This is a genomic window from Pseudomonas sediminis (assembly GCF_039555755.1).
In the GTDB taxonomy this organism is placed as follows: domain Bacteria; phylum Pseudomonadota; class Gammaproteobacteria; order Pseudomonadales; family Pseudomonadaceae; genus Aquipseudomonas; species Aquipseudomonas mendocina_D.
Window position 1 is genome coordinate 1,283,762 of the sequence record NZ_CP154631.1, and the last position, 19,798, is coordinate 1,303,559.

17 protein-coding genes and 1 pseudogene are annotated in these 19,798 nt (G+C 62.5%); 4 read left to right on the forward strand and 14 right to left on the reverse strand.

All coding sequences use genetic code 11. The annotated features are described in order from the left end of the window. Window positions 1–209 precede the first annotated feature (209 nt). From AAEQ75_RS06175 to AAEQ75_RS06185, 3 genes and pseudogenes are all read left to right on the forward strand, one after another. Complete coding sequence (locus AAEQ75_RS06175; RefSeq protein ID WP_125879654.1) at window positions 210–728, forward strand: hypothetical protein; 519 nt, start codon at window positions 210–212, stop codon at window positions 726–728. A 170-nt stretch (window positions 729–898) separates the two neighbouring features. After that, a pseudogene (locus AAEQ75_RS06180) lies at window positions 899–1,234 on the forward strand (IS4 family transposase); the annotation flags it as partial. Continuing rightward, entirely contained in the window at window positions 1,224–1,502 is a 279-nt protein-coding gene (locus AAEQ75_RS06185; RefSeq protein WP_256672139.1) for a lysozyme inhibitor LprI family protein, read from the forward strand. The pseudogene AAEQ75_RS06180 and the gene AAEQ75_RS06185, both read left to right, overlap by 11 nt. Window positions 1,503–1,562: 60 nt before the next feature. Here the strand turns inward: AAEQ75_RS06185 and creC are convergent, their stop codons facing one another. The 6 genes from creC to AAEQ75_RS06215 all read right to left on the reverse strand — a co-directional run bounded on the left by creC (window position 1,563) and on the right by AAEQ75_RS06215 (window position 8,391). Then, window positions 1,563–2,984 carry a two-component system sensor histidine kinase CreC gene (creC, locus tag AAEQ75_RS06190; protein WP_343351171.1) on the reverse strand — a complete coding sequence of 474 codons (1,422 nt, stop codon included), beginning with the start codon at window positions 2,982–2,984 and terminating at the stop codon, window positions 1,563–1,565. Window positions 2,985–2,987: 3 nt separating this feature from the next. Beyond that, a complete protein-coding gene (gene creB, locus AAEQ75_RS06195; protein WP_343351172.1) occupies window positions 2,988–3,668 on the reverse strand; it encodes a two-component system response regulator CreB in 681 nt (226 codons plus the stop codon). A 195-nt stretch (window positions 3,669–3,863) separates the two neighbouring features. After that, window positions 3,864–4,304, reverse strand: coding sequence for a CBS domain-containing protein (locus tag AAEQ75_RS06200; RefSeq protein WP_179543792.1), 441 nt, complete (start codon window positions 4,302–4,304; stop codon window positions 3,864–3,866). Between the two features lie 58 nt (window positions 4,305–4,362). Then, window positions 4,363–6,393, reverse strand: a complete 2,031-nt coding sequence (locus AAEQ75_RS06205; protein ID WP_343351173.1) for a methyl-accepting chemotaxis protein — start codon at window positions 6,391–6,393, stop codon at window positions 4,363–4,365. A 162-nt stretch (window positions 6,394–6,555) separates the two neighbouring features. Next, entirely contained in the window at window positions 6,556–7,065 is a 510-nt protein-coding gene (locus tag AAEQ75_RS06210; protein WP_343351174.1) for an ATP-dependent zinc protease family protein, read from the reverse strand. 87 nt (window positions 7,066–7,152) lie between these two features. After that, window positions 7,153–8,391, reverse strand: coding sequence for an HD-GYP domain-containing protein (locus tag AAEQ75_RS06215; RefSeq protein ID WP_343351175.1), 1,239 nt, complete (start codon window positions 8,389–8,391; stop codon window positions 7,153–7,155). Between the two features lie 162 nt (window positions 8,392–8,553). Between AAEQ75_RS06215 and AAEQ75_RS06220 the strand changes: the two genes are divergently transcribed. Beyond that, entirely contained in the window at window positions 8,554–9,444 is an 891-nt protein-coding gene (locus AAEQ75_RS06220) for an acyltransferase (protein WP_343351176.1), read from the forward strand. A gap of 105 nt (window positions 9,445–9,549) precedes the next feature. On the opposite strand, the gene fdhA is transcribed toward AAEQ75_RS06220, so the two are convergent. From fdhA to AAEQ75_RS06260, 8 genes are all read right to left on the reverse strand, one after another. Continuing rightward, window positions 9,550–10,749, reverse strand: a complete 1,200-nt coding sequence (gene fdhA, locus AAEQ75_RS06225) for a formaldehyde dehydrogenase, glutathione-independent (RefSeq protein WP_179574696.1) — start codon at window positions 10,747–10,749, stop codon at window positions 9,550–9,552. Window positions 10,750–10,969: 220 nt separating this feature from the next. Continuing rightward, window positions 10,970–11,833, reverse strand: coding sequence for a formyltetrahydrofolate deformylase (gene purU, locus AAEQ75_RS06230; protein WP_343351177.1), 864 nt, complete (start codon window positions 11,831–11,833; stop codon window positions 10,970–10,972). Window positions 11,834–11,967: 134 nt separating this feature from the next. Beyond that, window positions 11,968–12,597, reverse strand: a complete 630-nt coding sequence (locus tag AAEQ75_RS06235) for a sarcosine oxidase subunit gamma (protein WP_099525915.1) — start codon at window positions 12,595–12,597, stop codon at window positions 11,968–11,970. Further along, entirely contained in the window at window positions 12,590–15,613 is a 3,024-nt protein-coding gene (locus AAEQ75_RS06240) for a sarcosine oxidase subunit alpha (protein WP_343351178.1), read from the reverse strand. The genes AAEQ75_RS06235 and AAEQ75_RS06240 overlap by 8 nt, the downstream gene beginning before the upstream one ends. Next, entirely contained in the window at window positions 15,610–15,936 is a 327-nt protein-coding gene (locus AAEQ75_RS06245) for a sarcosine oxidase subunit delta (RefSeq protein WP_099525917.1), read from the reverse strand. Before AAEQ75_RS06245 ends, AAEQ75_RS06240 begins: the two co-directional genes overlap by 4 nt. Window positions 15,937–16,124: 188 nt before the next feature. Then, window positions 16,125–17,375 (reverse strand): sarcosine oxidase subunit beta, encoded by a 1,251-nt coding sequence (locus AAEQ75_RS06250; RefSeq protein WP_003463898.1) that lies wholly within the window; start codon window positions 17,373–17,375, stop codon window positions 16,125–16,127. Between the two features lie 122 nt (window positions 17,376–17,497). Beyond that, on the reverse strand, window positions 17,498–18,751 hold the full coding sequence (gene glyA, locus AAEQ75_RS06255) for a serine hydroxymethyltransferase (RefSeq protein ID WP_003463902.1): 1,254 nt from the start codon (window positions 18,749–18,751) through the stop codon (window positions 17,498–17,500). Between the two features lie 690 nt (window positions 18,752–19,441). Continuing rightward, entirely contained in the window at window positions 19,442–19,741 is a 300-nt protein-coding gene (locus AAEQ75_RS06260) for a hypothetical protein (protein WP_003463904.1), read from the reverse strand. Between the last annotated feature and the right edge of the window lie 57 nt (window positions 19,742–19,798).

Here is a 19,798-nt window from a genome sequence, read left to right on the forward strand (position 1 = left end):
ATCGGGAGCACCTGTAAGGCTCACCTGAATACGAGTTGCCAGCGGTTATCCGACATGGTGTATAACCTGCCAAACGCCCCACCGCCTCGCTGCAGGCCGAGAAATAGAGAAGGATTTCGAAAATGACCAGGAAGGTTATCCACCAAAACAGCCCGCAGGTTATGCACCACTTGGTGTCTATTTGTAGTTATGCACCTAGGTAAGCCCACATGAACCTAGAAATTCCGGAAATCGATAATTGTTGCGAAAAAGAGACCTATGCTTTTTTTGGTCTTGCAGCATATTGGGCACAGGTGCTAGAGCACTCAGCATTAAATCTTGCGATTGTTCTTAATCTTCCTGGCGCTTCACTTATGAGCCAGGAGATATTTGATAACACATACAACTCACTAACGAAGAAAACCTTTGGTCAATTACTAAAAGCAACCAAAGATATCTTAAATATATCTGAAGCTGACGAGTCATATCTAAGCGAAGCTCTAGAACTTCGAAATATATTAATTCACCACTATTTCAGGGAGCATGCCGAAAATCTTGTTTCCGTCGTCGGCCGCCAGGAAATCAAGAAAGAACTTCAGTTAATAATTTCAAAATTCAAACGCGCCGACAAAATCCTTGAAGGCATCCATGCACCTCTATGGGAAAAATATGGCGTAACTGAAGAATTTATTAGCGAGCATCTTGAAGAGCTTCGTGTTAAAGCTGAAATTCGAGACAAGAATGCATAACAACTGGTTCAAACCGTTCGCTTCGCTCACTGGGGGGGGCTAAAGCCCAATGTCATCAACTTTGGGAATTATCCATAAATATCATATAATTAGCGCTCAAATCAGTGCATGGGAGAAGCCCTTTTGACTACCTATACCGCATCGCTTGACACCGCCAGCCAAGCCCTGGTTTGAAAATTGTACATAAAATAACCAGCCCGCTCGATTGTCCCGCCTTCATCGCCGCCCACCGCCAGAATCCTCAAGACTTTACCCGCCGACGCCAGCTCACCTTCAAGAACCTCGTCCTGTTCCTGCTCAATCAGCCGCGCACGGCCCTGCAAACCGAACTCGATCAGTTCTATCGCGTACTCAATCAGGCGTCGACTGAGACGCAAATGGTCACTGCGCAGGCCTTCTGCAAAGCGCGCAAAAAGCTCAACCCCGAGGTATTTGAAAGTCTCAATCGCCTCCTGCAGCAACAAATTGACTGCTTCGGGCTGCGCCAGAAGTGGCGTGGGCGTCGCCGATGACCAGCTCAATGCCGAATACAAGAAAGCCAGCCAGAGAACGGAAGACGAGCAGGCAGCATTGCGCCAAAACTGGCCAAACACGGAGCTGGTCAGCCTGCTCCGCTCGGCACAGCGGGCCTGGCTGAGGTTCAGGGATTCGGAGTGTCAGTTCACGGGGATGTCCTCGACACCCTCGCCCTGGCAGGGCGTTCAGGTGGAGGAGTGCAAGTTGCGCATGACCATCGAGCGTACGGAGTACCTGAAAGGCGTTCACTCAGGCTGAACCGTGCAAAAGGCTCGCGGCTGAAGCCCCTCCCACAGGTCGGCCGATAAGAGACGCAGCCTAGATGGGTAGCGCCAGGCTCACTTCCACCCCACCTTCGACATTACCGATCTGCAACTCGCCACCATGAAGCTCGGCCACTTCCTGCACGAAGTTCAGGCCCAGACCAGTGCTCTTACGGCCGCCGTTGGGGCGCGGCAGGGAGTAGAAGCGCTCGGTTAGGCGGGCCAGGGCGTAGTCGGGGATGGCTTCGCCCTGGTTGAACAGGCGCAGGACGATGTGCTCGCCCTGGCGTTCGGCGGCGATACGGATGCGGCCGTCGGGCGGGGTGAAGTCGAGGCCGTTGTCCAGCAGGTTGGCCAGCGCCTGACGCAGCAGGAAGCGCTCGCCGCGCAGGCTGAGGCCGGTTGGTATTGCCTGATCAATCTGCAGATGGGCAGCGGTGATACGCGCCTGCTGCGCTTGCAGCAGTTCGTCCACCAGTGGCGCCAGCGGCACGCTCAAGCGTTCTTCCAGGCCCTGGCGTTGTTCCACCTGGGCCAGGTGCAGCAACCGCTCGATCAGGTTCTGCAGGCGCGCACTTTCCTGTTGGATATTGCCCACGAAGCGCTGGCGTTGCTCGACCGGCATATCACCCTCGAGCAGTTCGGCGGCGCCGCGGATGGCGGCCAGCGGGCTTTTCAGTTCGTGGGTCAGGGTGTGTACGTAGCGCTCGACGTAGGCCTTGCCTTCCAGTTCGGTGCGCATGCGCTCCACCGCCTTGGCCAACTGGCCCAGCTCACCGCCACGCACGTTCGGCGCCTCGGCGCGCTGGCCTTCGCTGACGGCCTGAGCGTAGCGAGTGAGCTTGCCCAGCGCGGCGCTGAGCCACCAGGACAGCAGCGCACCGATCAGCAGGCCAAGACCGATCAGCCCCGCGCCGAGCCAGCCAAGGCGCGTTTGCGAACGCTCGATATAAGGTTGCAGGGTGCGGTTGGGTTTGGCCACCGAGACCACGCCGATGATCTGCTCGCCGTCCTTGATCGGCGCCGCCACGTACATCACCGAGGAGTCCGGATCGTTCGCATCTTCACGGGTCGAACGGGCACCGTACTGACCGCGCAAGGTCAGCAGCACATCATTCCAGCGCGAGTAGTCCTGGCCGACCGCCAGGCCAGTGGAGTCGAGCAGGACGATGCCCTGGGCATCGGTGACGTAGATGCGGTGGTTGACCTCGGCCTTGGTCACGCCCCAGATGCTCGCCTGGGGCTGGCGCCGGCCATAGGCTTCCAGCGCCTCGTGCAGGCGGCCCTGGCCGAGGGTGCCGGCCTTGACCTCGTCACGCAGTATCTCGGCCAGCAGGTTGGCGGTATCGACCAGCGTCTCCTCGGTGCTCTGGCGCACGCCGGGGCGAATCTCGTCCATCACCGTGCTCAGCACGAACCAGCCGGCCAGGCCAACGAAGAGGAAGTAGACGAGGAAGATGCGCACGCCCAGTGGCATGACTCAGGTCTCCGGTTCGAAACTGTAGCCCAGGCCGCGATGGGTCTGGATCGGCTCTTCACTCGGGGCGATGGCGCGCAGCTTGGCGCGCACACTCTTGATATGGCTGTCGATATTGCGCTCGTAGCCCGCCTCGCTGGCCACGCCGAGGGCATCGAGCAACTGCTCGCGCGAATAGACCCGGCATGGCTGACCGAGCAGCGTGCGCAGCAGGCGAAATTCGTGGCGGGTCAGACTCAGGGCCTGGCCGTGGTAGTGAATGCGAAAGGCAGCATCGTCGATCTGAAAGGTGCTCGGCGCGCTGGCTACTGGTGCTTCGCGCGGCGCCACACGCTTGAGGATGGCCTTGACCCTGGCCGCGACTTCACGCGGGCTGAAAGGCTTGACCACGTAGTCGTCGGCGCCGATTTCCAGGCCCACCACGCGGTCGATTTCCTCGCTGCGCGCGGTGAGAAAGATCACCGGCAGCTCAGAGAAACGGCGCAGGCGCTTGCACACTTCAAAGCCGCTGATATCGGGCAGGCCGACGTCGAGAATGGCCAGGTCGAAGGCGCCGTTTTCCAGCAGCGTCAGCGCCTCGCCACCCAAGCTCGACCAGTGCGTGGCGAAACCTTCGGCCTGCAGGGCATAGACCAGCGTATCGGCAATCGCGGCTTCGTCTTCGACTATGAGGATCTGCGGCATCGGGCGTCCTGCACCTGTGGGGCGACGGCAGGAGACTGCCGAGCGCGGGAGCCAGCGTCAAGCGAGGTATTGGCGAGTTTCACCCGCCCTACACGACAAGCGCCACTGCGACTGGATGGATGCAGGAGGTAGAACGAAGCAGGAGGCCAGAGTCGAAAGCGCCTCCCACGAGGTTGTCGCTCACCTGTAGCCCGGTCAGGGAATCTCGCCGCGAATGTACTGCTCCAGTTGACGGATCAGGTCGGCCTGTTCGGCAATGGTTTCCTTGACCAGGTCACCGATGGACAGCAGGCCGATCAGCTCGCCTTCGGCCAGCACCGGCAGGTGACGCAGGCGGCGCTCGGTCATCAGCTCCATGCAGTACTGCACGCTGTCACGCGGGCCAACGCTGATGACTTCGCTGGTCATGATTTCGTTGATCTTGGTGTTGAGCAACGAGCGCTCGGCCAAGGCCACCTTGCGCACGTAGTCACGCTCGCTGACGATGCCGACCAGGCGCCCACCGGAAAGCACCACCAAGGCACCGATCCTTTGCTCGGCGAGGATACGCAGCCCGTCGAGCAGCGAATCCTCACTGTCGACGCTGTAAACGTAGGCGTTGGCTTTATTGCGAATAACCTCTGCGACGGTTTTCATGCGGGCGGCTCCTGTTGTTGTTATCCGGTTTTAGCAGAGTTGGCCGCCGCGGTCAGCCTCAGTCGAGGCTGAATCGTCCAGTATTGTGCGCCAGCCCTTCGCTGCCTCGACGCAGTTGCTCGGCAGCACTGCTCACGGCCTGGGCGCCATCGAGCAGTTGTCCGGCGGCCTGATCGACCTGCTGGATATTGCCACTGACCTCATCGGCGGTGGCCGCTTGCTGCTCGGCGGCCGTGGCGATCTGCGCCAGGCGGTCGCTGACGCGCTGCACCGAGTCGACGATGTTCTGCAGTTCATCACCCATGGCCAGCACGCTACCAATGTCGCCGTCGGCCTGGCTGCAAGCTTCTTCCATCAGGGTGACCGACTGCCCAACCACGCGCTGCAGGTTGTCCACGGTCTGGGCGATTTCCTGAGTCGAGTCCTGGGTGCGCTTGGACAGCGAGCGCACTTCATCGGCGACCACGGCGAAGCCTCGCCCGGCCTCACCCGCACGCGCGGCCTCGATGGCGGCGTTGAGTGCCAGCAGGTTGGTCTGCTCGGCGATGCCCTTGATCACCTCGACCACGCGGTTGATCTGCTGGGTCTGATCACGCAGTTGCTGCAACGCTGCAGCGCTGTCGCCGAGACGGCTGCTGAGGTGGCGCATGCTGGCGCTGGTGCGCTCACTACGCTGGTTGCTGCTCAGCGCCACTTCACGGGTCTGCTGCGCTTCCACCGCCGCCTGCTCGCAGCTTTGCGCCACGCTCTGTGCGGTGGCGGCCATCTGCGTCGCAGCGGTGGCGATCTGGCTCATCTGCGCCTGCTGCTGCTCGACGGCGTCCAGCGCATCACGCGCCTGGCCACCGAGCAACTGCACCGTGCTATCCAGTTGCTGGCTTTCGCGATTGACGCCCTGCAGCGAGTCGCGCATCTGCTCGACCGCAGTATTCAGCGCCTGGGCGATGGCGGCCAGGTCGTCACGGCCGTTGACCTCCATGCGCACGCGCAGGTCGCCGTCACGCAGACCGCGCGCGGCTTCGATGATGTTGCTGGTGCTGATGCGGATCGAGGTGTTCAGGCACATCAGTACATACATCGCCAGCAGGGTCAGCGCGATGAATGCGCCAATCACCTGGATCATCGAGTGCAGCGCCTGCTGCCGGTAATAACCGAGGCTGGCGGAGAACTGCTGATAGAGCGCTTGCTGCAGGCCCTGCAGTTGGGTTTCCAGCGCTTCGACACGTTGCACGAACTGCTCGGGCGTGAGCGCCATGGGGCTGGCCTCGAACATGTCGCGGTCGATCTGGACGAGGAAGTCGTCGAACGCCTTGAGCGAGGCATCAAACGGCGCGCTCAGTTGGCGCATGGCCTGCGGCGCCTCGCGTGACAGGGTGATCTGCGCCTTGACCAACTGCGCCCGTTGCTCGTCGAGGCTGCGCCGCAGGTCGCGGATCAGCACCCGGCTCTGCAGGGTGAAATGCTGCGAGACCACGGCGCCATGGCCCTGAGCGGCGAAAGTGCCGAGCTGCTCGAGCAGCCGCGGCATGATGTAGGTGATCTGCTCCATCATCAGGTAGGTGTCGAGGCGCGGATCGAGAATCAGGGTGCTGTCGGTCGCCACCTGCTCACGCAGGGCGATCAGGTACAACAGCGCCTTCTGGTAGCGCTCCAGCGCGTCAGGCAGAGCGACCTTGGTCAGCCCCGCGGCTCGCAGACCGTCGCGCTCGCCCTGCAGGGCCTGGAAATGCTGGCGCGCCTGATCACTGATCAGCTCGCTCTGCAGCGGCTCGGCCGCCTGCTGCAAGGCCTCGTCGAGCTTGGCCTCGCGTTGCTGCAGCAAACCTTGCGCGGCATTCTCGGTGCCTTTCCATCGCGCCAGCAGGGTGCGCTGGGCGATCAGCTCATGTTGCACCTGAGCCATACGTTCCAGCGCCTGCGCGCCTTCCACTTCGTAGTCCACGGATTGCAGGCGCGACAGGTAGTCACTGCTGATGACCCACAGCGCATAACCGAGCGGCAACGCGAACAACAGGAACACCAACTGAAACTTGTGGGCAAAACTGAAACGCTGCAGCAGCCGTACACCCGGCTTGAGTACTCCCGTCATAGCGACACCTCAACGACCTAAAGGGCCTACAGGCCTGGCAAAGAATTGCATGTAGCAAAAAGCAGGCCCGACGCCCATTTTGGGCAGCTAGTCGTTACGGGGCACTCTCAACGAGTGTAATGGCCAATGGGTATCAGCCTTTTCCGAAATGCGACAATTAACTCAGCACTGGGGACGATCACGGGTGTAGCGCTCGGCTGGGTCCACCGCTGCACCAAGATCGCGCATGGCGCTGGCACCGATCAGCAGCGGATAGCTGAAAGTGCTGCGGTCGGTCAGGTTGACCTCGATGGTGCGCTCTTCCTCACCCAGGCAGATCGGCATCTCGATCACCGGGCGCTGCGAGTAGGCGACTTCTTTGACCTCGGCGTCGCTCTCTTCGGTACGCTTCTTGATCTCGGCGATGCGTACCAGCGGATGTTCATACACCTTGTCTTCAGCACCATCGACGGCCAGGCGGAAGCGCACCCAATCCTCACCATCGCGCTTGAAGGGTTCGATGTCCTTGGCCGATAGCGAGGCGGTCATCGCGCCGGTGTCCATCTTGGCCTTGAGAGCCTGGCCCAGAGCGGGGAGCTTGATCAGTTCGTAGCGGCCGTAAAGGTCCGGTTGTTCATCGGCCATGGTCGGCAGACTGATGGCGGCGGCCAGCAGGAGCAGAGCGTATTTCAAGGTTAGGTCCTCTCGTTTGCGGTGACCGAACCTACGACTGCCATGCGCCTGGCATGTTCCACCAGAAGCGTTACAACGTACTGCAAACTAGCGGCCGCGTCCTTCCAGATCCACGCCACTCCACAGCTCGTCGAGCCGCTCGAACCCCCATTCTTCGGCCGATTCACGCCCGACGATACGATCCTGATCGGTGATTTTGCTCAGGTCGACGACGCTCTGCGGCAGCGGCAGACGCGACCTCGCCGAGAAGAACACCTTGACCCTGGGCGCCAGCAGCGCCTTGGGATTCTGCTCCATGACCACCGCCAGGCGTCCACTTTGCAGACGCACCAGGGCGCCGACCGGATAGATGCCGACGGTCTTGACGAAGGCCTGGAACACCACTTCGTCGAAATGCCCCTTCCATTCGGCCATCTTGCGGATCGACTCGGCCGGGTCCCAGCCCTGCTTGTAGGGGCGATTGGAGGTGATCGCGTCGTACACGTCGCAGACCGCGCCCATCTTTGCCAGCAGGCTGATCTGGTCACCTTGCAGATGATGCGGATAGCCGCTGCCATCGACCTTCTCGTGGTGATGCAGGCACACGTCGAGAACCAGAGCGCTGACCTGCTTGCTGGCAATCAGGATATTGCCGCCAGCCTCCGGGTGCCGGCGCACCTTGGCGAACTCGTTGTCGGTGAGCTTGCCGGGCTTGTCCAGCAGCTCCTGCGGTACGGCCATCTTGCCGATATCGTGCAGCAAACCGGCCAGCCCGGCCTCACTCACAGCGGCCTCGGGCAGGCCAAGCTGGCGCGCCAGGGCGATCATCAGAGCGCATACCGCCACCGAATGCATATAGGTGTATTCGTTGCTGTGCTTGAGTCGCGCCAGGCTGATCAGCGCATTGGGGTGGCGCATCACCGACTCGGAAATTTCCTCTACCAGCGACTCGGCCTGCTCGAACTGCAGCGCCTGACCCATGCGCGCATCGCAGAACATGTCCATCACCGCCTGCTTGGAGCGCGCGCAGAGTTTCACCGCATTCTCCAGCTCCTGCTCCATCGACAGTGCCTTGACCTTGGGCGGCTCGATGGCTGCCAACAGGCGGGCCTCGGCCTCGCATTGGACCTCGGCCTCGGTAGCGGCATGGACACCAGCGGCGACATCGGTGCCCTTGCTGACATCGATCCACAGCTCGCTGATCGCACTATCGCGAATACGAGCGAGATCTTTTTCGGAGTTGAGAAGAAATTTGGACTTCCAGAAGGGATGATCCATCCAGGAGCCGCAGAATTCCTGAATGAACATTCCGACGCGTAGATCAGCGACGGCGATCCGTTTGAGCATGGTGCGTACCGGCAGGTTGAAGCGCCTTCCGTGGGCGGGATGTCCCGTGGTGACGATCATTGGCTTATAGACACTGATCTGGCAATAGGCCAGTGGGTGGAGCTTTGAGCAAGTTGTTGCGCTTGCATAAGATGTCCGCTCACCGCCCGCCATGGAGTCGACATGCGCCCTCTGCTGACCGGCCTAGCCAACATCGTTTTGCTGCTCGCCAACACCCTGATCCTGATCGGTCCGCTGCTGCTGATCGCCCTCGCCAAGCTCGTGGTACCCGGCCAGAGCGCCCGCGATACCTGCTCACGCGGGGTGATGTGGGTGGCCGAATTCTGGGCCGAGAACTGCAAGCGCATCTTCGCCCTGCTCACCCCGACTCACTGGGACATTCGCGGCAACGCCGAGCTGCGCAGCGACCGCTCCTACCTGGTGATCAGCAACCACCAATCCTGGGTCGACATCCCCGCGCTGGTGCAGGCCTTCAACCGCAAGACGCCCTACTTCAAGTTTTTCCTCAAGCAGGAGCTAATCTGGGTGCCCTTTCTCGGCCTGGCCTTCTGGGCGCTGGACTACCCCTTCATGAAGCGTTACTCCAAGGCCTTTCTGCAGAAGAACCCGCATATGAAGGGCAAGGACCTGGAGATCACCAAGGCCGCCTGCGAGAAGTTCAAGCGCCTGCCGGTCACCGTGGTCAACTACCTGGAGGGCACCCGCTTCACCCCGGCCAAGCAGGCGCAACAGCAGTCGCCCTACCGCTACCTGCTCAAGCCCAAAGCCGGCGGCGTGGCGTTCGTACTCGCGACGCTGGGTGAACAGATCGACGCCGTGCTGGACGTGACACTGGTGTATCCCGAGGGCAAAGCGCCGGGCTTTTGGGCGCTGCTCAGCGGTCAGGTGGACAAGGTGATCATCGATATCCAGATGCGCAACCTGGCTGCCGAACTGTGGCAGGGCGACTACCAGAACGACCCGGTATTTCGCCAGTACATGCAGGACTGGGTCACTCAGCTCTGGCAGGAGAAGGACGCGCGCATAGCGCAAATCCGTGCCGAGTGGCAGTGATTGCACGTAACAGAAAATGGGAGCCCGAAGGCTCCCAAAAAAAGGCGCGGACCAATGCGCCTAGGCCGTGAAAGGGCGGCCTGGGACTACGCCCAGGTCACGCCGTCACGCTGCACTGAAGGTCTTGTGCGGGTCGATGACGAATTTCTTCGGCACGCCGGCATCGAATTCGCCGTAGCCACGCGGCGCGTCATCCAGGCTGATGACCTGCACACCGACCACTTCGGCGATGTTGATGCGGTCCCACATGATCGCCTGCATCAGCGCGCGGTTGTACTTCATCACCGGGGTCTGGCCGGTGTGGAAGCTGTGCGACTTGGCCCAGCCGAGGCCGAAGCGAATGCTCAAGGAGCCGATCTTCGCCGCGGCATCCACCGCGCCCGGATCTTCGGTGACGTAGAGGCCAGGAATACCGATTTTGCCGGCTACGCGCACGACGCCCATCAGCGAGTTGAGCACCGTTGCCGGCGCCTCCTGCTGGGCACCGGCATGGCCGTGACCACGGGCTTCGAAGCCCACGGCGTCGACCGCGCAATCCACTTCCGGCTCCCCCAGCAGATCGGCGATCTGCTCGTGCAATGGGGTGTCCTTGGACAGGTCGGCGATTTCGAACCCTTGAGCCTTGGCATGGGCCAGGCGCGTTGGGTTGACGTCACCGACGATCACCACCGCAGCGCCAAGCAGACGCGCCGAGGCGGCAGCCGCCAGACCGACTGGGCCCGCGCCAGCGACGTAAACGGTAGAGCCCGGGCCGACGCCAGCGGTGACGGCACCGTGGTAACCGGTGGGCAGGATGTCGGACAGGCAGGTCAGATCACGGATCTTCTCCATGGCCTTGTCGCGATCCGGCAGCTTGAGCAGGTTGAAGTCGGCGTAAGGCACCAGCACGTACTCGGCCTGGCCGCCGGTCCAATCACCCATGTCGACGTAGCCGTAGGCGCCGCCGGCACGCGCCGGGTTGACGGTCAGGCACACGCCGGTGTGCTGCTCCTTGCAGGAGCGGCAACGACCACAGGCGACGTTGAACGGCACGGAAACCAGATCGCCGATCTGCAGACGTTCGACGTCGCGGCCCTTCTCGATCACCTCACCGGTGATCTCGTGGCCCAGCACCAGGCCGACCTGCGCAGTAGTACGGCCACGCACCATATGCTGGTCGGAGCCGCAGATATTGGTGGAAACGACTTTGAGGATGACCCCGTGCTCGATCTTCTTGCCGCGCGGGTCCTGCATTTTCGGGTAGTCGATCTTCTGTACTTCGACCTTGCCCGTACCGAGATAAACCACACCACGATTACCAGACATGCGTAACTCTCCTTTCTTGTTGTGGACACAAGACGCGACCGACTGGCCGCGCGGCCTTGCACTGGAGCTTGTTGCGTCTGTTGCCGGAAACCGCCGGTGAAACCTGGCAGAGCGGGTTCCGTAAGATGGGCCGAGCGGCGATCCGCTTCAGCCCACCAATAGCGTTCTTCGTTGCGACTGGTGGGCTTTAGCCCACCAAATATTCGGGTTGGCGATGCATTCAGGCGTTAAGCACCACCGTGCGGTTAGCGTTGAGGAACACCCGACGCTCGATGTGATAACCAACCGCGCGGGCCAGGGTCAGGCATTCGATGTCGCGGCCCTTGGCGATCAGGTCTTCGGGGTAGTGGGCGTGATCCACCGCCTCCACGCCCTGGGCGATGATCGGCCCCTCGTCGAGGTCGTTGTTGATGTAGTGCGCCGTAGCGCCAACCAGCTTGACGCCCTTCTGGTAAGCCTGGTGATAGGGCTTGGCGCCCTTGAAACCGGGCAGCAGCGAGTGGTGGATATTGATCGCCCAACCGTCCAACTTGCGGCACAGCTCGGGCGACAGCACCTGCATGTAGCGGGCGAGCACCACCAACTCCGCGCCGGTGTCCTCGATCACCTGCAGCACCTTGCGCTCTTGCGACGGCTTGTCGGCCGGATCGAGCGGGAAATGGTGATAGGGAATGCCGTGCCAGCGCGCCAGCGGCTCGAGGTCGGGATGGTTGGACACCACCGCCACCACGTCCATGGCCAGTTGGCCGATACGCTGGCGATACAGGAGGTCATGCAGACAGTGGTCGGCCTTGGACACCATCAACACCACCTTGGCGCGGTAGCCCGGCGGGGTCAGCTCGACCTGCATGCCGAAGGGCGCCAGACGCTCAGCTACACCGGCGCGAAAGGCAGCCTCGTCGAAATCCTGCGGTTGGCGGAACTCGACGCGGATGAAGAAGCGCGAGGACAGCCGGTCATCGAAACTGTGATGCTCGGTGACGTAGCAGCGCTGCTCGAAGAGAAAGCGCGTCACCGCATCCACGGTGCCGAGCACGCTCGGGCAATGGGCGGTGAGAATCCAGGTGTCGGGGGTGCGGCTCATAAAAAACTCCAGAACAAACTCCGCTGCTTTGCACCCCTCTCCCATTCATGGGAGAGGGGCCGGGGGAGAGGGCCGCCGGTACAATGCGATCCGCCCTTCCCCTCTCCCAAGAGGGGAGAGGGAGCCGTTCGATATCAGGCCTCGACGGCGAGGCCGTACTCGGCACTGGCATCCTGCAACCACAGCCAGAAGTAGTCGGAGAAGCTGCGGCGAATCACCAGCTCCCAGGTCTCTTCGCCGGTGTGGCGAATCACCAGCTGCGACTTGGCGAACACGGTGCCCACCGCCTTGCCGACCGGGAAGTTGCTCGGGTGCACGTCGTAGCTGCTGGACTTCATCAGCAGCTCGCGCACCTTCGGCCCGGACAGCTCCAGCAGGGTTTGCCCGCCGCTGACGTTGACCACCGAGAAATGCTGACCGTCCAGCGCTGTACGCAGCTTGCGCTCGACCTCGAACTCGCTGCCGCCAGGCACGATCAGCAGCCACTCGTCCGGGCCCAGCCACTGCAGCGAGGTGTCGCCGTCGGCAACCAGGGTCAACGCCACCGGCAGCTCCAGGCCCAGGGCCTTGTGCACACCGCCGGAGAAGCCAGCGTCCTTGGCATCCCCACGAATGACCAAGTGCCCGCGCAGTTTCTTCTCGCGCAGGGTGATGCCGGCGTTCTTGCGACCCTTGCCGACCAGCTCATGCAGGCCGGCGTGATGCAGCGGCGACTGCCCGGCGATGTCGGCGGGACGTTGTTGGTAGACGTTGACGTTAGACATTCTGGCGATCCCCTTTCGGGTCATAGAACACGGAGCTGCAGATTTCGGCTTCGATCAGGCTGCCATCGGCCAGCGGCGCGAACACACGCTCGCCCATGCGCTTGAGACCGCCCTTGACCACCGCCATGGCGAAGCTGTAACCCATGGCCGCGCTCATGTAGCTGGAGGTGACGTGGCCGACCATCTGCATCGGGATGGACTGTTTCGGGTCGAACACCAGTTGCGCGCCTTCCGGCAGCACCTGGTTCGGGTTGACCGGTTTCAGCCCGACCAACTGCTTGCGGTCTTCGCGCAGGCAGTCGTCGCGGTTCATACCGCGCTTGCCGATCCAGGAGAACGGCTTGGTGCGCCCAACGCACCAGCCCATGTTGAGGTCGTCCGGGGTCACCGAGGCGTCGGTGTCCTGACCGACGATGATGAAGCCCTTCTCCGCCCGCAGCACGTGCATGGTCTCGGTGCCGTAAGGGGTCAGGTCGAACTCCTTGCCGGCTTCGATGATCTGCTCCCACACGCCCAGGGCGTAGTCGGCCTGCACGTTCACCTCGTAGCTCAGCTCGCCGGTGAAGGAGATGCGGAACACCCGCGCCGGCACGCCGCCGACCAGGCCTTCCTTCCAGCTCATGAAGGGAAAGGCGTCCTTGTCCAGGTCGATGTCGGTGACCTTGGCCAGCAGCTTGCGGCTGTTGGGGCCGGACAGGGTCATGGTCGCCCAGTGGTCGGTGACCGAAGTGAAATACACCTTCAGCTCCGGCCATTCGGTCTGGTGGTAGATTTCCAGCCATTCCATCACGCGGGCAGCGCCGCCGGTGGTGGTGGTCATGACGAAATGGTTGTCGGCCAGACAGGCGGTGACGCCGTCGTCGAAGACCATGCCGTCTTCCTTGCACATCAGGCCGTAGCGCGCCTTGCCCACGTCCAGCTTGGTCCAGGCATTGGTGTAGACGCGGTTGAGGAACTCGCGCGCATCCGGGCCCTGGATGTCGATCTTGCCTAGGGTCGAGGCATCGAGAATGCCCACGCTGTTGCGCACGGCCAGGCACTCACGCGCCACGGCGGCATGCAGGTCCTCGCCATTTTTCGGGAAGTACCAGGGGCGCTTCCACTGGCCGACGTCCTCGAACTCGGCGCCGTTCTTCACATGCCATGCCTGCATCGCGGTGTAACGCTTGGCATCGAACAGCTCACCACAATGACGACCTGCCACGGCGCCGAAGGTCACCGGGGTGTAGTTCGGGCGGAACATGGTGGTGCCCATCTGCACGATGCTGATGCCCATCGAACGCGCGGCGATAGCCAGGCCGTTGATGTTACCCAGCTTGCCCTGGTCAGTGCCAAAGCCCAGTGCGGTGTAACGCTTGACGTGCTCGACCGACTCGAAGCCTTCACGCGTTGCCAGCTCGATGCCGGCCGCGGTGACATCGTTCTGCAGGTCGACGAACTGCTTCGGCGCACGCGCCGTGGACTTGTCATGCGGCACCTGGAACAGCGCCAGCATCGGCTCCTCCTGGCGCGCCTCGGCCTGCGGCAGGCTGCCGCTGACGGCCTTGTAACCAGCCTCGGCAGCTGCCTTGGCGCCGGCCTCGAAACCGTTGGCGAGTACGTCGCCGAGGGCAAACACACCGTTCACCGCGCCGGCGTCGATGCGCTGCTGAATGCCGTTGCCCGGCCCCGGCACGAAACCGAGGATGTCTTCACGCCACTCCGGGCGACCGCCCAGGTGCGAAGCCAAATGCACTACCGGGCTATAGCCGCCGGAGCTGACGATCAGGTCGCAGTCCAACACTTCGCCGGGGCTGGTGACTTTGTGGGCCTTGACGTCGATGGCGCAGATACGCGCGCCGGTGACGCGCTTGCTACCGCGCGCCTCGACCACTGCGCTGCCGGTGAGGATGCGTACGCCACGCGCACGCGCCTCCTCGACCCAGCTGCCGCGCGGGTTGCTGCGGGCATCGGCGACAGCCACCACCTTGCGCCCGGCATCGAGCCAGTCGAGCACCACGCGGTAGGCGTAATCGTTGTTGGTCGACAGCACCAGTTCCTGGCCCGGTGCCACGCCATAACGGCGGACGTAGGTCGACACGGCGCCAGCCAGCATGTTGCCGGGCACATCGTTGTTGGCGTACACCAGCGGCCGCTCATGAGCACCGCTGGCCAACACCACGCGCTTGGCGCGGACGCGGTGCATACGCTGACGAGCCTGCCCCATCGGAGCGACTTCACCGAGGTGATCGGTCAGGCGCTGATGGATGGTGAGGAAGTTGTGGTCGTGGTAACCGTTGACTGTGGCGCGTGGCAGCAGGGTGACTTCCGGCAGCGTCTTCAGCTCGGCGATGGCCTGCGCTACCCATTCGGCGGCAGGCTTGCCATCCAGGGTTTCGCGGGTGTCGAGCAGGCTGCCACCGAACTCTTCCTGTTCATCGGCGAGGATCACTCGCGCACCGCTGCGGCCGGCCGCCAATGCGGCAGCCAGGCCGGCAGGGCCGGCGCCGACGATCAGCACGTCGCAGTGCTGGTTCATCTGGTCATATATATCCGGGTCGACCTCGGTGGGCGAACGGCCCAAGCCTGCGGCCTTACGGATGTACTTCTCGTAGGTCATCCACAGGTTCTGCGGATACATGAAGGTCTTGTAGTAGAAACCGGGCGGCATCATGCCGCCGCCGACCTTGCCGAGAATGCCCATCAGGTCGGTGTTGACGCTCGGCCAGCCGTTGGTGCTGCTGGCCACCAGGCCGCTGTACAGCGCCTGCTGGGTGGCGCGCACGTTGGGAATCTGCGCCGCCTCGCTGGAGCCGATCTGCAGCACGGCGTTGGGCTCTTCCGCGCCAGCCGCGACGATGCCGCGTGGGCGCGAGTACTTGAAGCTGCGGCCGACGATGTCGACGCCGTTGGCCAGCAACGCGGCGGCCAGGCTGTCGCCGGCGAAGCCCTGATAGGTCTGGCCATTGAAGGTGAAACTCAGCGCCTGGCTGCGGTCGATGCGACCACCCTTGGCAAGACGATTGACCTGGCTCATGCCGTTACTCCTTCTGCCACGGCTTGCTTGTCGGTGGCCGCGGCCGCGGTGACCGAAGGCTTCTCGCCGACCTTGTAGGTCTCGAGGATCTCGTAGGTCACGGTGTGGCGGGTGACGTTGAAATACTTGCGGCAACCGGCCGCATGCACCCACAGCTCGTGGTGGATGCCGCGCGGGTTGTCGCGGAAGAACATGTACTCGCCCCACTCGGCATCGCTGCAGGCATCGGGATCGAGCGGGCGGGCGATGTGCGCCTGGCCCTTGGCGTGGAATTCCTCTTCGGAGCGCAGTTCGCCACAGTAAGGGCAGAAGATGTGCAGCATGTTGGCCTCCTGAAACACTCCCCGCTCGCAGATGCCAACGGGGTTTATCTTGTCTCCCCTCTCCCACTTGTGGGAGAGGGGTCGGGGGAGAGGGCATTCGGTGTTGGCCGCGCTACCCTCTCCCGGCCCTGCGGGCCACCCTCTCCCGCAAGCGGGAGAGGGTCATCAGCTTTGCGCTACGCGCGCTTTTAGTGAGCCACCGCAGCGGCGCCGTGCTCGTCGATCAGTGCGCCGGTGTGGAAACGGTCAATGGAGAACGGCTTGGCCAGTGGGTGCATTTCACCCTTGGCCAGGCTGGCGGCGAAGACGTGGCCCGAACCCGGCGTGGCCTTGAAGCCACCAGTGCCCCAACCGCAGTTGAAGAACAGGTTGTCCACCGGAGTCTTGGAGATGATCGGGCAGGCATCCGGGCTGGTATCGACGATGCCGCCCCACTGGCGGTTCATACGCACTCGCGAGAGCACCGGGAACATCTCGACGATGGCCTGCAGGGTGTGCTCGATAGTGTGGTAGGAGCCGCGCTGGCCGTAGCCGTTGTAGCCGTCGATGCCGGCACCGATGACCAGATCGCCCTTGTCCGACTGGCTGATGTAGCCATGCACGGCGTTGGACATGATCACGCTGTCGATGATCGGCTTGATCGGCTCGGACACCAGCGCTTGCAGCGGGTGCGATTCCAGCGGCAGACGGAAGCCGGCGAGCCCCGCCATGTGCCCGGAATTACCGGCAGTGACCACACCGACGCGCTTGGCGCCGATGAAACCCTTGTTGGTCTCCACGCCGATCACCGCACCGTTCTGCTTGCGGAAACCGATCACCTCGGTGTTCTGGATCAGATCGACGCCCAAGGCATCGGCGGCACGTGCGTAGCCCCAGGCCACGGCGTCGTGACGGGCGACGCCACCGCGACGCTGTACGGTGGAACCCATCACCGGGTAACGGGTGTTCTTGCTGCAGTCGAGGTAGGGAATCTCCGCCTCGACCTGCTTGGCATCCAGCAGTTCACCATCCACGCCATTGAGGCGGTTGGCGCTGACGCGGCGCTCGGCGTCACGCATGTCCTGCAGGGTGTGGCAGAGGTTGTAGACACCGCGCTGGGAGAACATGACGTTGTAGTTGATGTCCTGCGACAGCCCTTCCCACAACTTCATCGCGTGTTCGTAGAGCTGCGCGGACTCGTCCCACAGGTAGTTGGAACGCACGATGGTGGTGTTGCGCGCGGTGTTGCCGCCGCCGAGCCAGCCCTTCTCCACCACTGCGACGTTCTTCACGCCGAACTCCTTGGCCAGGTAATAGGCTGTGGCCAGGCCGTGGCCGCCACCGCCGACGATGATCACGTCGTACACCGGCTTGGGCGTCGGGTTACGCCACATGCGCTGCCAGTTCTCATGGTGGCTGAACGAGTGCTTGAACAGGCCGAAGCCGGAATAACGTTGCATGAAGATGCTCCTTGAATCTGTTCTCGAACGCCTAACCTGTAGGAGCCAGCTTGCTGGCGATCCATTACAACGAGCTCGGCTGGATCGCCAGCAAGCTGGCTCCTACAACAGAGCAGAAGGCTTTAGCGGTATACGGGGTAGTCCGCGCACAGCCCGGCGACCAGCTTGGCCACCTGCGCCTCGACATCGGCATCGCCAAGGTGATCGAGGATGTCGCAGATCCAGCCGGCCAGCGCCTGGCACTGGGCGACCTTGAAGCCACGGGTGGTCACCGCCGGCGTGCCGATACGGATGCCCGAGGTCACGAACGGCGACTGCGGGTCGTTGGGCACGGCGTTCTTGTTCACGGTGATGCCGGCGCGGCCAAGGGCAGCATCGGCCTCCTTGCCGGTCAGCCCCTGCTTGATCAGGCTGAGCAGGAACAGGTGGTTGTCGGTGCCGCCAGACACCACTTCGTAGCCGCGCTCGATGAACACCTGGGCCATGGCCTGGGCGTTGTCGATGACCTGTTGCTGGTAGGCCTTGAACTCCGGCTCCATGGCCTCCTTGAAGCACACCGCCTTGGCGGCGATGACGTGCATCAGCGGGCCGCCCTGAGCACCGGGGAAGACGGCGGAGTTGAGCTTCTTCTCGATCTCTTCGTTGGCCTTGGCCAGGATCAGGCCGCCACGCGGGCCACGCAGGGTCTTGTGGGTGGTGGTAGTGACCACATCGGCGAAGGGAATCGGGTTCGGGTACAGACCGGCGGCGACCAGGCCAGCGACGTGGGCCATGTCGACGAACAGCAGCGCACCGACCTTGTCGGCGATGGCGCGAAAGCGCGGGAAATCCAGGGTCTTGGAGTAGGCGGAAAACCCGGCGACGATGATCTTCGGCTTGTGCTCCACGGCCAGGCGCTCGACCTCGTCGTAGTCGATCAGCCCGGTAGCGGTGTCCAGGCCGTACTGCACGGCGTTGTAGAGTTTGCCCGAGGACGACACCTTGGCGCCGTGAGTCAGGTGGCCGCCGTGGGCCAGGCTCATGCCGAGGATAGTGTCGCCGGCATTGAGCAACGCCAGGTACACGGCGCTGTTGGCCGAGGAACCGGAGTGCGGCTGAACGTTGGCGTAATCGGCGCCGAACAGCGCCTTGGCGCGGTCGATGGCCAGTTGCTCGACCTTGTCGACATACTCGCAGCCACCGTAATAACGCTTGCCCGGATAACCTTCGGCGTACTTGTTGGTCAGGCCGCTGCCCTGCGCTTCCATCACCCGCTGGCTGCAGTAGTTTTCCGAGGCGATCAGCTCGATGTGCTCTTCCTGACGGCGTTCTTCCTGATCGATCGCCGCGAGCAACTCGTCGTCGTAACCCTGAATCTGATCCTGCTTGCTGAACATCTCAACTCTCCTGCAGCGCCTGTGGGCGGCGGTCTTGGACGGGCAGGCCGGCAAGGCCCTGTGCAGCGATGGTAGGGCCGCCCCTGCCCGCCCAAATGCCTGCCAACGCCGTGAGAGCATTCGTTTGCGACATGGCCTTGTCGCAATCAGGCGCGTCGCGGGTGCGCCGCTGGTTTGCACACAAATCACGGGGATCAAACTGTGGATAAACCGTGCATACAACGCCCGCCCCCAGGAATGGCAGGGGCTCCCGCAAAAAGGTCATTCCTGATCGATATCAAGCAGTTAACAACATCAGCCATACACAGAAGCCGTGGACTAGCCTGTGGAAAAGCTGTCAGCAGATTGCTGCCGGCCTTGCACTCACTGCGATACAGGGCTGCGCTCAATATCCATACACCCGCACCGCCACCCTGGCTTATCCACCAGCGACATGAGCGAGAGGCAGGGATCGGTTGGGGATATGCACAGAAGATGTGGATGAAACTGTGCATAGGCTGTTCGACGCAGGCGCGAAGCCAGAGCAGCCGGGGCTTGCCGAGATACGGCTAAAAATCGAACAGGATCAAATAGATAGACGCGGCTTGTGCACAAATACTGTGGGCGCCACTGTGCACTGCCTGTGGAAATCCGGCGCCAGGCCAGAGCCCACGGGGCTCCGGCACAAGCGCACGTTATTTACTCAGCCACTTATGGCTTGAGTTTCTCTCCGCAACTGCTGGAGGCATTCACCAGGCGCTGCTGCATGGTAGGGTCAGGCGGAGACTGGCGACTCATTTCCTGCAACTCGGCCTCGCTGAATTCCTTGCTGACGCTGGTCGCAGCGCAGTCGCAATAAGCACGCAGTTGTGGCTCCTCGTAGCCTGCCGGTGCGCCAGCGATGCACTGCTGAACGAATTCGGTCTTGGCATCATCCGACCACTCGGCAGCGGAAACGGGCAGCGCCACGGCCAGCGGCAGAGCAAGGGCGAGCAGGTGACGATAAGTCATGGGAAACTCCTTCTCTTGATTGCGGAGAGCGGATCGACTGCCGCCCTCTGGTAAGTG